Origin of the sequence: Pseudomonas sp. D2002 (genome assembly GCF_013385735.1) — a bacterium.
In the GTDB taxonomy this organism is placed as follows: Bacteria; Pseudomonadota; Gammaproteobacteria; order Pseudomonadales; family Pseudomonadaceae; genus Aquipseudomonas.
In genome coordinates, this window is the sequence record NZ_JACAPL010000003.1 from 839,517 (window position 1) to 852,360 (window position 12,844).

The following is a 12,844-nucleotide window of genomic DNA, read 5'->3' on the forward strand; positions in this document are numbered from 1 at the left end:
TTGGTAAAACTACCCTATAAGGGTAATTATTGGACGCAGGTGTCTTATGGAAAAGTACACACCTCATTACGATCTGGCAGTGATAAAGGCTGATGTGAGGCGGCTTGGCGCCAGGGCTTTTACACGGGGGGCAAAGAGAACCGCAGAGGCTCTCGACCTTGATCTCGCGCAGATGCAAATGATCGTTTTCAAACTGCAAAACAGGATGTTGTACAAATCGATGACGACCTATGCCGATCACCGCGTCTGGCATGACGTCTACCACATCCAATCACATGGTCTGGAGATTTACATCAAGGTCACTTACTGCTCCGGCAGTAACCCACCCGTGATCTCCTTCAAAGGGATGAACCCATGAAAACCCAGCATTGCTTTATCTGTGGCGCCCCCGACGCCATGACACGCTTTGAAGGTCGCAGCGAAACCCTGTGCATAAAAGGTATTGAGCGGCGCATTGATGATCTCTCGGGCTGGGAATGCCAGGTATGCGAGGACGGCATGTATGACGCTGACAGCTCCGAGCGCCACGCTAAAGCAGGTGACGAGCTACTCCACGCCGCCCGACGGATGATGGGCGCCGAACTGAAGCGTATCCGCCGCAAGCTGCACCTCACGCAAAAACAAACCGTAGAACTACTTTCCGGTGGCGGGCACAACGCGTTCTCACGCTACGAACGCGGCGAAATAACACCGCCCAAACCGTTGATGGTGTTGATGCGCCTGCTGGATCGTTACCCCCACTTACTCACCGACGCCAAAGAGTTGGCCGAAGGTGCGGACCTGCGCAACGCCTTCACTCACACCATCAACCACGAAACACAAGAAGCCCTCAAAGCCTCTTAGACAGGCAAAAATAAACCCGGCACCAGGCCGGGTTTATCGTTTCAAGCATTGATCAATGCAGAATCTGGCTCAAGAACAACTTGGTCCGATCATTCTGCGGGTTGTCGAAGAAGTCATTCGGCGCCGCCTGTTCGACGATCTCGCCCTTGTCCATGAAGATCACGCGGTTGGCCACGGTGCGGGCGAAGCCCATTTCGTGGGTCACGCACAACATGGTCATGCCGTCTTCGGCCAGGCCGATCATGGTGTCGAGTACTTCCTTGACCATTTCCGGGTCGAGTGCCGAGGTCGGTTCGTCGAACAGCATGATTTTCGGTTTCATGCACAGCGCACGGGCAATCGCCACACGCTGTTGCTGGCCGCCGGACAGTTGCCCCGGAAACTTGTGGGCCTGCTCCGGAATGCGCACACGCTCCAGGTAGTGCATGGCAATTTCTTCAGCCTTGCGCTTGGGCATCTTGCGTACCCACATCGGTGCCAGCGTGCAGTTCTGCAGGATGGTCAGGTGCGGGAACAGGTTGAAGTGCTGGAACACCATGCCGACTTCGCGGCGGATCGCTTCGATCTGCTTGAGGTCGTTGGTCAGTTCCACGCCATCGACCACGATGCGCCCTTGCTGGTGCTCTTCCAGGCGGTTGAGGCAGCGGATGGTGGTGGACTTGCCCGAACCCGACGGGCCGCACAGCACGATACGCTCGCCCTGCTTGACGTTGAGGTTGATGTCTTTCAACACGTGGAACTGGCCGTACCACTTGTTGACGCCCTGCATCTGGATAATGCCTTCAGGGCTCACAGGCTGTTTGATCGCTTCGCTCATAACAACAACTCCTAACGCTTGTGGCCTGTGTCGAGCTTGCGTTCCAAATGAATGGAATAGCGCGACATACCAAAACAGAAAATCCAGAACACCAGGGCGGCGAACACATAGCCTTCAGTGGCCATGCCCAGCCATTTCGGGTCGGCGGCAGCTTGTTTGACGCTGTTGAGCAGGTCGAACAGGCCGATGATGATCACCAGGCTGGTGTCCTTGAACAGCGCAATAAACGTGTTAACGATGCCCGGAATCACCAGCTTCAGGGCTTGCGGCAGAATCACCAGGCCCATGCTGCGCCAGTAACCCAGGCCCATCGCTGCGGCAGCCTCGTACTGACCTTTGGGAATCGCCTGCAAGCCACCGCGCACCACTTCAGCCACGTAGGCCGACTGGAACAGAATCACGCCGATCAACGCCCGCAGCAGTTTGTCGATGCCCATGCCTTCGGGCAGGAACAACGGCAGCATCACCGACGACATGAACAGCACGGTGATCAACGGCACGCCGCGCCAGAACTCGATGAAGGTCACGCAGACCACACGAATTGCCGGCATGTTCGAACGCCGCCCCAACGCCAGCACAATGCCCAACGGCAAGGCGCCGGCGATGCCGACGGTGGCGATAACCAGGGTCAGCATCAGGCCGCCCCACTGGCTGGTGGCCACGTTGGTCAGGCCGAAGACGCCGCCATGCAGCAGGCAGTAGGCGATGATCGGGTACAGCACCAGGAAGCTCAGGCCGTAGACCGCCTTGCGATGGAAACGCGAGATGAACAACGGCGCCACGCCAACGATGGCCAGCCACACGGTCAGGTCAACACGCCAGCGCAGGTCGCCGGGGTAGTAGCCGTACATGAACTGCCCGAAGCGCTGTTGGATAAACACCCAGCAGGCGCCTTCCTTGGTGCAATCGGCGCGCGTGGTCCCGACCCAGTTGGCGTCGAGGATGGCCCAGTGCAGGATCGGCGGCACGATCAGGTAGATCAGGTAGAACGCCAACAGCGTCAGCAAGGTGTTGAGCCAGCTGGAAAACAGGTTGGCGCGCATCCATGCCATCGGCCCGAAGACTTTGTTCGGTGGCGGCATATCAGGTTTGAAAGTATGCGAAGTCATGTGCGTTTCCTCACCGCTCGATCAGCGCAATGCGCTTGTTGTACCAGTTCATCAGCAGGGAAATGCTGATGCTGATCGCCAGGTACACGCTCATGGTGATGGCAATAACCTCGATGGCCTGGCCGGTCTGGTTGAGCACCGTGCCGGCAAACAGCGAAACCATTTCCGGGTAACCGATACCGGCGGCCAACGACGAGTTTTTCGCCAGGTTCAGGTATTGGCTGGTCAGCGGCGGAATGATCACCCGCAAGGCCTGCGGGATGATGACCTTGCGCAGCGTCGGCCCAGGGCGCAGGCCCAGGGAGCGCGCCGCTTCGGTCTGGCCGTGGCTGACGGACTTGATGCCCGAACGCACGATCTCGGCAATAAACGCTGCCGTGTAGACGGTAAGCGCCAGGGTCAACGCGAGCAGTTCGGGGATCAATACCCAGCCGCCGACGAAGTTGAAACCTTGCAGCTTAGGCATTTCCCAGTGCAGCGGCGCGCCGAAGATCAAGGCGCACAACGCCGGGATCAGGATAAACAGCGCCAGGCCCGCCCAGAACTTGTGGAACGGCACACCGGTGGCTTCAAAGCGCTTGTTGGCCCAGCGCGCCATCAGCACGATTGCCACGATGGCGACCACGACGCTGACCACGAATGGCCAGAAACCATCGGCGGCAATCGCTGCCGGCATGTTCAGGCCACGGCTGCTGACAAAGAAGGTGTCGCCGAAGTTATGGCTGTTGCGCGGCCCCGGCATGGTCAGGAATACCGCGAAGTACCAGAACAGGATCTGCAGCAGCGGCGGAATGTTGCGGAACACTTCCACATACACCGTCGCCAGCTTGTTGATCATCCAGTTGGGCGACAGCCGCGCCACGCCGATGATGAAACCGAGCAGGGTCGCCAGGACCACACCGATCACGGTCACCAGCAAAGTGTTGAGCAAACCGATCACAAAGACCCGGGCATAGCTGTCCGATTCGGTGTAGTCGATCAGGTGCTGCGCGATGCCAAAGCCGGCACTGCGCTCAAGAAAGTCGAAACCCGAGGTAATGCCCCGGTGTTGCAGGTTGGTCTGGGTATTGTTGAAGAGGTACCAGCCCAGCGAGATCACCGCCACAATCGTGATGATCTGGAAGAGCCACGCACGCACTTTGGGATCGCTGAAGCTGAGCTTCTGCTTTGGTGCGCCGATTTGATTTTGCATGAAGTGCCCCGGAAATAATGGAACAGAACATCACCCGGTGGTTGGCCCACCGGGTGATAGAACCATCAGCGATCAGCGCACAGGTGGTGCGTATTGAATGCCACCGTTGGTCCACAGTGCGTTCAAGCCACGGTCGATTTCCAGTGGGGTGCTTTTGCCGAGGTTTTTCTCGAACACTTCACCGTAGTTACCGACCTGCTTGACGATCTGTACGACCCAGTCTTTCTTCACTTTCAGGTCTTTGCCGTATTCGCCGTCAGCACCGAGCAGACGCGCAACGTCCGGGTTCTTGGTGGACTTGGCTTCAGCTTCGACGTTTTTCGAGGTGATACCGGCTTCTTCAGCGTTGAGCATGGCGTAGCCAACCCAGCGCACGATGGCCAGCCACTCGTCGTCGCCGTTACGCACGACCGGGCCCAGTGGTTCTTTGGAAATGGTTTCCGGCAGTACCACGTAGTCTTTCGGCGAGGCCAGCTTGCTGCGCTGTGCGTAGAGTTGGGACTTGTCGGAGGTCAGCACGTCGCAACGACCGGATTCCAGCGACTTGGCGCTTTCATCGGAGGTGTCGAAGGTGATCGGGGTGTATTTGAGGTTGTTGGCGCGGAAGTAGTCGGAAACGTTCAGCTCAGTGGTGGTACCGGCCTGGATGCAGATGGTTGCACCGTCCAGTTCCTTGGCACTTTTCACGCCCAGCTTGTTGTTAACCAGGAAGCCAACGCCATCGTAGTAGGTGATGAAGCCCGGGAATTTCAGGCCCATGCCCGCATCGCGAGAGCTGGTCATGGTGGTGTTACGCGACAGGATGTCGACTTCGCCGGATTGAAGCGCGGTGAAACGCTCCTTGGCGTTCAACTGGCTGAATTTGACCTTGGTTGCGTCACCGAAAACGGCAGCAGCTACAGCGCGGCAAACGTCAGCGTCGATCCCGAGGATCTTGCCACTGGCATCCGGCACCGAGAAACCCGGCAGGCCGTCACTCACGCCACATTGTACGAAGCCTTTCTTCTGCACAGCGTCCAGGGTGGCGCCGGCTTGGGCAAAACCACTGACACCCAGTACAGCGGCCGCGCTTACGATGGCCAGGGTGGATTTCAATACCTTCATTCAAACCTCCAGTTTTGCTCTTGTTGTGTCGGAGCTCCAACCTCAGCGCACCCTTATGAGGCGATATCGACCCATGTTGGCTTTTTTTGGGGTCAAGCGGCATGAAGTTGTTGCAGTAATTCCAGTTGCTATCCCACAAGCGGCAGTCACTGATAGTGTTACCGTCCTAAGATAGTTCTGACATCGATCTACACATAGCAAGCCCCGTACCAGAGTGGTGGCTGAGTCGATTCAGCCCATGGTCAACAGTAAAACTTTCAAACTTGCGACATTCTCTTAACAAATGAACCTGTCGCGCACCGTTCCGATGCACCCAATCGGAGCGCACGCACATATATGGAGCAGACATGACCGAACCCTTGATTCTTCAGCCCGCCAAGCCCGCAGACGCCTGCGTTATCTGGTTGCATGGCCTGGGTGCCGATCGCTACGACTTCCTGCCGGTGGCCGAAGCGTTGCAGCAAACTTTGCTGACCACACGCTTTGTACTGCCCCAGGCACCGACCCGTCCGGTGACTATTAATGGCGGCTACGAGATGCCCAGTTGGTACGACATCAAGGCCATGAGCCCGGCCCGCTCGATCAGCCTGGAAGAGCTGGAAACGTCGGCCAAAATGGTCACGGATTTGATCAAGGAGCAAAAAAGCAGCGGAATAGACGCTTCGCGGATTTTCCTCGCCGGTTTCTCGCAAGGCGGCGCCGTGGTCTTCCACACCGCGTTCCTGAAATGGCAGGGCTCGCTGGGTGGCGTCATCGCCCTCTCCACCTATGCGCCGACCTTCGGTGACGAGCTGGAAATTTCCGCCAGCCAGCAGCGGATTCCGGCCCTGTGCCTGCACGGCCAATACGATGACGTGGTGCAGAACGCCATGGGTCGCAGCGCCTACGAGCATTTGAAGAGCCGTGGTGTCACCGTGACATGGCAGGAATACCCAATGGGTCACGAAGTGTTACCACAGGAGATACACGACATAGGCACCTGGTTGGCCGCCCGCCTGGGCTGAAATCCATACATTATGTAGCCGTATGACAGACGCACTACGCCGCGCCCGATTCTTGCATTACACTGGCCGGCGTACATTCCTTAATCAATTAATGAGATCACCGTGCTCAAAGCACTTAAGAAGATGTTCGGCAAAAGCGAGGCTGAGCCGCTCGCGCCTGTTCCCAGTGCTCCTGCCCCCAAGCCCGGCCACCGCAACGACGGTAAACAGCCCGAGCGGACCGCACCTGTCGCCACGCCGAAGCCGCCTGCGGTGACACAGCCTGAACAGGTAAAACCGGCCGAGGTGGCGCCAACGCCTGCGCCTGCCCCCAAAGCCCCGCGCCGCGAGCGCGCACCCAAACCGCCCGTGACGCCATGGAAACTCGAAGACTTCGTCGTCGAGCCCCAGGAAGGCAAAACCCGCTTCCACGATTTCAAACTGGCCCCGGAACTGATGCACGCCATCCAGGACCTGGGTTTCCCGTACTGCACGCCGATCCAGGCGCAGGTGCTGGGCTTCACCCTGGCGGGCAAAGACGCCATCGGCCGCGCCCAGACCGGCACCGGCAAGACCGCTGCGTTCCTGATCTCAATCATCACCCAGTTGCTGCAAACGCCGCCGCCCAAAGAGCGCTACATGGGTGAGCCGCGCGCACTGATCATCGCGCCGACCCGCGAGCTGGTGGTACAGATTGCCAAGGACGCCGCCGACCTGACCAAGTACACCGGCCTCAACGTCATGACGTTCGTGGGCGGCATGGACTTCGACAAACAGCTCAAGCACCTCGAAGCGCGTCACTGCGACATCCTGGTCGCCACGCCGGGCCGCCTGCTCGACTTCAACCAGCGCGGCGACGTGCACCTGGACATGGTCGAAGTGATGGTGCTGGACGAAGCCGACCGCATGCTCGACATGGGCTTCATCCCGCAAGTGCGTCAGATCATTCGCCAGACCCCGCCGAAAAACGAGCGCCAGACCCTGCTGTTCTCCGCGACCTTCACCGAAGACGTGATGAACCTTGCCAAGCAGTGGACCACCGACCCGTCCATCGTCGAGATCGAAGCGCTGAACGTCGCCAGCGAAAACGTCGAACAGCACATCTACGCCGTAGCCGGTGCCGACAAGTACAAGCTGCTTTACAACCTGGTCAACGACAACGGCTGGGAACGCGTAATGGTCTTTGCCAACCGCAAGGACGAGGTGCGCCGCATCGAAGAGCGCCTGGTGCGTGACGGCGTCAACGCTGCGCAACTGTCCGGCGACGTGCCACAGCACAAGCGCATCAAGACGTTGGAAGGTTTCCGCGAAGGCAAGATTCGCGTGCTGGTGGCCACCGACGTGGCCGGGCGCGGGATTCACATTGACGGCATCAGCCACGTGATCAACTTCACCCTGCCGGAAGTGCCGGACGACTACGTGCACCGTATTGGCCGTACCGGCCGCGCCGGGGCCGCGGGTGTGTCGATCAGCTTTGCGGGCGAGGATGATTCGTATCAGCTGCCGTCGATTGAGACCATGCTGGGCCGCAAGATCAGCTGCGAAACACCGCCGACGCATTTGTTGCGGGCTGTAGAGCGTAAACGCCCTTAAAATGTGGGAGCGGGCTTGCTCGCGAATGCGGTCTGTCAGTTAAAGATGTACTGACTGATACACCGCTTTCGCGAGCAAGCCCGCTCCCACATTTGGATCTCCATCTATTTCCAGCGATCCGCCGCTGCGTGATCACTGCCCCGCCCTTCCACCCAGCGCGTGCCTTCCGGCGTGTTTTCTTTCTTCCAGAACGGCGCACGCGTCTTCAGGTAGTCCATCACAAACGCACAGGCATCAAACGCCGCCTGGCGATGCGCGCTGGCGGCAGCCACGAAAACAATCGGCTCGCCCGGTTCAAGCGCGCCGATCCGGTGCAGCACTTCCAGCTTGAGCAATGGCCAACGCTGTTCGGCCTCGACCGTTATCTTGGCCAGGGCTTTTTCAGTCATGCCAGGGTAGTGCTCAAGAAACATCCCCGACACATCCCGCCCGTCATTGAAGTCGCGCACATAGCCGACAAAACTCACCACCGCGCCTACGCCGACATTCGCCGCGTGCATTGCATTGACTTCGAAGCCTGGGTCAAACGCCTCGGCCTGAACACGAATGGCCATGCTCAGCCTCCGGTTACGGGCGGGAAAAACGCAACTTCATCACCGGCCTGCACCGGCTCATCGAGGCCACACAGCTCCTTGTTGCGCGCGCACATCAGGCTGGTTTCATTGAGCACCGCAAACTCCGGGTCAGCGGCCAGCGCCAGGCGCACGGCATCGACGGTGGCGAAATCGCCCTCCATCTCCAGCGAATCAAAGCCCACCGCCTCGGCGTAGCGGGCAAAAAACAATACGTTGATGCTCATGCCTGGTCCGCCTTGAAATGCCCACTTTTGCCGCCGAGTTTTTCCAGCAGACGGATGCTTTCGATGGTCATGCCACGGTCCACCGCCTTGCACATGTCGTAGATCGTCAGTGCAGCGACGCTGGCGGCGGTCAGTGCTTCCATCTCCACGCCGGTCTGGCCGCTGAGTTTGCAGCGCGCCAGGATACGCACGGCGTCCACGCCCTCGGCACTCAGCTCGACCTTGACGCCGGTGAGCATCAGCGGGTGGCACAGCGGGATCAAATCACTGGTTTTTTTGGCGGCCTGGATCCCGGCAATGCGGGCCACGGCAAACACGTCGCCCTTGGGGTGGACGCCGTCGACAATCATTTTCAGGGTCTCGGGCAGCATGCGCACCCGCGCTTCGGCCACCGCCTCACGGAACGTCACGGCTTTGTCGGTGACGTCTACCATATGGGCACGACCTTGGGAATCGAGATGAGTCAGCACAGGGATACTCCTGATCAGGAGGCCCGATTGTAAACCCAACACAGATCAAATGTGGGAGCGGGCTTGCTCGCGAAGGCGGTGTGTCAGCCAATACAGATATCGACTGAATCACCGCTTTCGCGAGCAAGCCCGCTCCCACATGGTTTGGTGGGTTATAGATGCGACTCGGCGTACTCGGCCAGAATCGAACGAGGAACACCCTGCAGCGCAATGTGCACGCCGTTCGGGAAGTCTTTGAAGCGTTCCGTCAGGTAAGTCAGCCCGGAGCTGGTCGCGGACAGGTAAGGGGTGTCGATCTGTGCCAGGTTGCCCAGGCACACCACTTTGGAACCGGCACCGGCACGGGTGATGATGGTTTTCATCTGGTGCGGCGTCAGGTTCTGGCATTCATCGATCAAAATCAGGCTTTGCTGGAAGCTGCGACCTCGGATGTAGTTGAGGGATTTGAACTGCAACGGCACTTTGCTGAGGATGTAATCGACGCTGCCATGGGTGTTTTCGTCATCCATGTGCAAGGCTTCGAGGTTATCGGTGATAGCGCCCAGCCACGGCTCCATTTTTTCCGCTTCGGTGCCGGGCAGGAAGCCGATTTCCTGGTCCAGGCCCTGCACGCTGCGGGTGGCGATAATGCGGCGATAACGCTTGGTCACCATGGTCTGCTCGATGGCGGCAGCCAGGGCGAGGATGGTTTTCCCCGAGCCTGCGGCGCCGGTCAGGTTGACCAGGTGAATGTCCGGGTCGAGCAGCGCGTACAGCGCCAGGCTCTGGTAGATGTCACGCGGTTTCAGGCCCCAGGCTTCCTGGTGCAACAGGGGTTCCTGATGCAGGTCGAGGATCAGCAGCTTGTCGACCTGGATCTCTTTGATCCAGCCCACAAAACCCTGTTCGTCGATAATGAATTCATTGATGTGCACGGCCGGCAGGTTGTCGATCAACTGCACCTGATGCCAGGTGCGGCCATGGTCCTGACGGGTTTCGACCTTGCTGACCAGGTCCCAGAAGGAGCCGGTCACGGTGTGATAACCACGCGACAGCATCGACACGTCGTCGACAAGCTGGTCGGTGCTGTAGTCCTCGGCAGCGATCCCACACGCTCGTGCCTTGAGGCGCATATTGATGTCTTTGGTCACCAGCACCAGGCGCAAGTCCTTGTCACGCGCGTGCAGGTCGATCAATTGGTTGATGATTTTGTTGTCGTTGAGGTTTTCCGGCAGCAGGCTGTTGGGCTCGCTGCGCTTGCTCATCAGAATCGACAGCAAGCCCTTGGGCCCGCTTTTGCCACGCTGGATCGGCACGCCGACCTCAACGTCCTCGGGTGAGGCTTCGCCCAGGGTCTTGTCGATCAGGCGGATGGCCTGGCGGCATTCGGCGGCAACGCTGTGGTGCCCGCTTTTGAGTTTGTCGAGCTCCTCAAGCACGATCATCGGGATGGCGACGTGGTGTTCTTCGAAATTAAGCAGTGCGTTTGGATCGTGGATCAATACGTTGGTATCAAGCACATAAAGGATTGGCTGGTCGGAAGAAGGGTTACGTCCATGATCATCCATACTCGGTCACCTTTGTGGGAGCCAGTCGACGCAATACCACAACAGTGCTGCGCCTCGATTCGACCACCGACTGCACCTGAGTGACGTCAAGTGCAGTGCCCACATGAGGAGTCTTGGAAGACGCCACCTGTGTTGCAGGTTTCGGCGATCTGACTTCGTAATACCGCAAAAACCATGACAGGAAAAAGCACTTTGACGCTTTTTTGAAGTTTATTTTTCAGGATGACGAATAGCACTAGCCGAGTGCCAGCCACCCCGTTAAAGTCGGAAGTCCGCCTGCATCGAAATGTCGCACAAAATCACCCCAAAAATGCCTCATCCCCAACAGGGCCGGGCACCTCAGCTTTTTCAGCGAAACGCCTCCCGGCAGTCCTGCCAACCCAGCCCACTTTGCGCCGTTGCCTGCAGCAACATCGGCAATGCGACCCGTGCCTTGTCCTGGGTGTCGTGAAACACAATCACGCCTTTGCGCCACAGCAACATCAATGTCAGCACCCGTTGCGCCGACTCATCGGCCTTGAGTTTGCCCGGCTCGTCCTGGGAATCGATGTCCCACAACGCCACCTGTAAACCCTGGGACTGGAAGAAGCCCTGGCTGTCGGCACGGCGCTGGCCATACGGCGGGCGAAACAGCGGCACGTAGTTTTCCGGCATCAGGTTCTGCGCCAGTGATGCACTGCGGGTGATCGAGCTTTGCCAGTCGACCCAATGGCTGTGGGAACGATACTGCCAGCCCTGAGTGCCTACACACTGGCCTTGGTACAACGCCTGCACATCGGCGGCGGAACTGCGCTCCACGCGAGTCTGCAGGCTGCTGCCGAGGGCGAAGAAGGTGGCGTTCATCTTCTGCTTGCGCAGGTAATCGGTGAGCCAGTCGGTATTGCCGCTGACCGGTGCCGGGCCGCCGTCGAAGGTCAGCAGGAACAGGCGGTCGTTGAATTCATCGCCATTGCGCTCGTGATCGCCGAAACGCAGCACTTCACTGCCGATCTGCGGGAACAGCGCGGCTTTGCGCAGCAGTTCGTCGAGGTAGCGTTCGTGGAAATTATGGCTGGGGCCGGCCCAGCCTATATAGAAGGAATTGTCGCTGACCTGGAACTTGCCGGCCTGTTCGCGCAGGTCGTCCATGTTTTCCACCAGGTAGCAGAACGAGGCGTCTTCTTCACAGCTTTGCTGGGCGAAGGTGTAGTTTTCCAGCAGGCGCTGCCAGAGCTGGCGACGCAGGTCGTCGATGGCGGCCAGGTTGATGATCTTCAGGCCCAGGCGTTGCTTGAGCGCGGTTTCGTCCTGGTTCTCGCTGGCCAGCAGGCTGTGGGCGAACATCAGGATTTCGGCGCGCGAGGCCACGTCGAACAGCACCGGGCTGCTGAGCTTCTCCGGCCAGGTGCCGCGGTCCAGGCTGGCCACCTCCACCGGCGCCGCATTGGCGGTCAGGCATAACAGGCAAGCTGATAATAAAAGCGCAATTCGCACCTAGGGTCTCCCTCTCCAGAGTCACCGCCCATCATAGCGGATCGTGCCTATCGCCATCATAGGTGGAGTCAAAAGCCCCAACCCCCTAGAATCCCCCCACGTTTAAAGGAGCCAAGTTCATGCTGATGGTGATTTCCCCCGCCAAAACCCTCGATTTCGAGTCCAAGCCGGTAACCCCGCGCTTCACCCAGCCGCAATACCTCGACCACTCCCAGGAGCTGATCGAACAATTGCGTGAACTGAGCCCGGCGCAAATCAGCGAATTGATGCACGTCTCCGACAAGATCGGCGGCCTCAACGCCGCGCGCTTCGGCAGCTGGACACCGGCGTTCACGCCGGAGAACGCCAAGCAGGCCCTGCTGGCCTTCAAGGGCGACGTCTACACCGGCCTCAACGCCGAGACCTTCAGCGACGCCGACTTCAGCTATGCCCAAGACCACCTGCGCATGCTCTCGGGCCTGTACGGCCTGCTGCGCCCTCTGGACTTGATGATGCCGTACCGCCTGGAAATGGGCACCAAACTGCCCAACGCCCGTGGCAAAGACCTCTATGCCTTCTGGGGCACCCGTATCAGTGAATGGCTCAACGAGGCACTCGCCGAGCAAGGTGATGACGTGCTGCTCAACCTGGCTTCCAACGAGTACTTCTCGGCGGTCAAGCGCACGGCGCTGAACGCGCGCATCATCAATACCGAGTTCAAGGACCTGAAGAACGGCCAGTACAAGATCATCAGCTTCTACGCTAAGAAAGCGCGGGGCATGATGAGCCGCTTCGTGATCGAAGAGCGCATCAACGACCCGGCCAAGCTCAAGCAGTTTGATGTACAGGGCTATCGCTTCAATGCGGAGCAGTCCAAGCCGGATAATCTGGTGTTCTTGCGCGATCACGCACCAGAGTAAGGCCTGGCTCCGCTC

General features: G+C 59.0%; 14 protein-coding genes. 5 read left to right on the forward strand and 9 right to left on the reverse strand.

The annotated features are described in order from the left end of the window. Nucleotides 1-46: 46 nt before the first annotated feature. A complete protein-coding gene (locus HX783_RS07135; RefSeq protein WP_177016436.1) occupies nt 47-358 on the forward strand; it encodes a type II toxin-antitoxin system MqsR family toxin in 312 nt (103 codons plus the stop codon). Then, nucleotides 355-843, forward strand: a complete 489-nt coding sequence (locus HX783_RS07140) for a type II toxin-antitoxin system MqsA family antitoxin (protein WP_177016437.1) — start codon at nt 355-357, stop codon at nt 841-843. Before HX783_RS07135 ends, HX783_RS07140 begins: the two co-directional genes overlap by 4 nt. A 52-nt stretch (nt 844-895) precedes the next feature. Here HX783_RS07140 and HX783_RS07145 read toward each other — a convergent pair whose 3' ends face one another. The 4 genes from HX783_RS07145 to HX783_RS07160 form a co-directional block, all read right to left on the reverse strand. Continuing rightward, the gene (locus HX783_RS07145) at nt 896-1,660 is read right to left on the reverse strand and encodes an amino acid ABC transporter ATP-binding protein (RefSeq protein ID WP_003171943.1); all 765 of its coding nucleotides are present in this window, start codon (nt 1,658-1,660) and stop codon (nt 896-898) included. An 11-nt stretch (nt 1,661-1,671) separates the two neighbouring features. Then, nucleotides 1,672-2,769, reverse strand: a complete 1,098-nt coding sequence (locus tag HX783_RS07150; protein WP_177016438.1) for an amino acid ABC transporter permease — start codon at nt 2,767-2,769, stop codon at nt 1,672-1,674. Between the two features lie 10 nt (nt 2,770-2,779). Further along, a complete protein-coding gene (locus HX783_RS07155) occupies nt 2,780-3,961 on the reverse strand; it encodes an amino acid ABC transporter permease (RefSeq protein ID WP_177016439.1) in 1,182 nt (393 codons plus the stop codon). A 72-nt stretch (nt 3,962-4,033) separates the two neighbouring features. Next, on the reverse strand, nt 4,034-5,065 hold the full coding sequence (locus HX783_RS07160) for an amino acid ABC transporter substrate-binding protein (protein WP_159954347.1): 1,032 nt from the start codon (nt 5,063-5,065) through the stop codon (nt 4,034-4,036). 347 nt (nt 5,066-5,412) lie between these two features. Here HX783_RS07160 and HX783_RS07165 point away from each other — a divergent pair, with 347 nt between their 5' ends. Together HX783_RS07165 and rhlB are read left to right on the forward strand one after the other, a co-directional pair. Further along, complete coding sequence (locus HX783_RS07165; protein ID WP_159954346.1) at nt 5,413-6,069, forward strand: alpha/beta hydrolase; 657 nt, start codon at nt 5,413-5,415, stop codon at nt 6,067-6,069. A gap of 96 nt (nt 6,070-6,165) precedes the next feature. Continuing rightward, on the forward strand, nt 6,166-7,641 hold the full coding sequence (rhlB, locus tag HX783_RS07170) for an ATP-dependent RNA helicase RhlB (RefSeq protein ID WP_177016653.1): 1,476 nt from the start codon (nt 6,166-6,168) through the stop codon (nt 7,639-7,641). A gap of 104 nt (nt 7,642-7,745) precedes the next feature. Here rhlB and moaE read toward each other — a convergent pair whose 3' ends face one another. The 5 genes from moaE to HX783_RS07195 all read right to left on the reverse strand — a co-directional run bounded on the left by moaE (nt 7,746) and on the right by HX783_RS07195 (nt 11,930). After that, a complete protein-coding gene (gene moaE, locus HX783_RS07175) occupies nt 7,746-8,195 on the reverse strand; it encodes a molybdopterin synthase catalytic subunit MoaE (protein WP_177016440.1) in 450 nt (149 codons plus the stop codon). Between the two features lie 2 nt (nt 8,196-8,197). Next, nucleotides 8,198-8,440: a molybdopterin converting factor subunit 1 gene (gene moaD, locus HX783_RS07180; protein WP_177016441.1), complete on the reverse strand. Its 243-nt coding sequence runs from the start codon at nt 8,438-8,440 to the stop codon at nt 8,198-8,200. Then, nucleotides 8,437-8,910, reverse strand: a complete 474-nt coding sequence (gene moaC, locus HX783_RS07185) for a cyclic pyranopterin monophosphate synthase MoaC (RefSeq protein WP_177016442.1) — start codon at nt 8,908-8,910, stop codon at nt 8,437-8,439. Before moaC ends, moaD begins: the two co-directional genes overlap by 4 nt. A 152-nt stretch (nt 8,911-9,062) precedes the next feature. Next, nucleotides 9,063-10,457 (reverse strand): PhoH family protein, encoded by a 1,395-nt coding sequence (locus tag HX783_RS07190; RefSeq protein ID WP_012722339.1) that lies wholly within the window; start codon nt 10,455-10,457, stop codon nt 9,063-9,065. Between the two features lie 348 nt (nt 10,458-10,805). Beyond that, entirely contained in the window at nt 10,806-11,930 is a 1,125-nt protein-coding gene (locus tag HX783_RS07195; protein ID WP_177016443.1) for a polysaccharide deacetylase family protein, read from the reverse strand. Between the two features lie 119 nt (nt 11,931-12,049). On the opposite strand from HX783_RS07195, the gene yaaA reads away from it, so the two are divergent. After that, nucleotides 12,050-12,829 carry a peroxide stress protein YaaA gene (gene yaaA, locus HX783_RS07200; protein WP_177016444.1) on the forward strand — a complete coding sequence of 260 codons (780 nt, stop codon included), beginning with the start codon at nt 12,050-12,052 and terminating at the stop codon, nt 12,827-12,829. Nucleotides 12,830-12,844 lie beyond the last annotated feature (15 nt).

Excerpts from the sequence above, each read along its gene's own strand:
- HX783_RS07160 (WP_159954347.1), bottom strand. The coding sequence starts at position 5,065 with ATGAAGGTATTGAAATCCACCCTGGCCATCGTAAGCGCGGCCGCTGTA.
- HX783_RS07140 (WP_177016437.1), top strand. The coding sequence starts at position 355 with ATGAAAACCCAGCATTGCTTTATCTGTGGCGCCCCCGACGCCATGACA.
- HX783_RS07190 (WP_012722339.1), bottom strand. The coding sequence starts at position 10,457 with ATGGATGATCATGGACGTAACCCTTCTTCCGACCAGCCAATCCTTTAT.
- HX783_RS07155 (WP_177016439.1), bottom strand. The coding sequence starts at position 3,961 with ATGCAAAATCAAATCGGCGCACCAAAGCAGAAGCTCAGCTTCAGCGAT.
- HX783_RS07150 (WP_177016438.1), bottom strand. The coding sequence starts at position 2,769 with ATGACTTCGCATACTTTCAAACCTGATATGCCGCCACCGAACAAAGTC.
- yaaA (WP_177016444.1), top strand. The coding sequence starts at position 12,050 with ATGCTGATGGTGATTTCCCCCGCCAAAACCCTCGATTTCGAGTCCAAG.
- moaD (WP_177016441.1), bottom strand. The coding sequence starts at position 8,440 with ATGAGCATCAACGTATTGTTTTTTGCCCGCTACGCCGAGGCGGTGGGC.
- HX783_RS07135 (WP_177016436.1), top strand. The coding sequence starts at position 47 with ATGGAAAAGTACACACCTCATTACGATCTGGCAGTGATAAAGGCTGAT.
- HX783_RS07145 (WP_003171943.1), bottom strand. The coding sequence starts at position 1,660 with ATGAGCGAAGCGATCAAACAGCCTGTGAGCCCTGAAGGCATTATCCAG.
- moaE (WP_177016440.1), bottom strand. The coding sequence starts at position 8,195 with ATGGCCATTCGTGTTCAGGCCGAGGCGTTTGACCCAGGCTTCGAAGTC.
- HX783_RS07165 (WP_159954346.1), top strand. The coding sequence starts at position 5,413 with ATGACCGAACCCTTGATTCTTCAGCCCGCCAAGCCCGCAGACGCCTGC.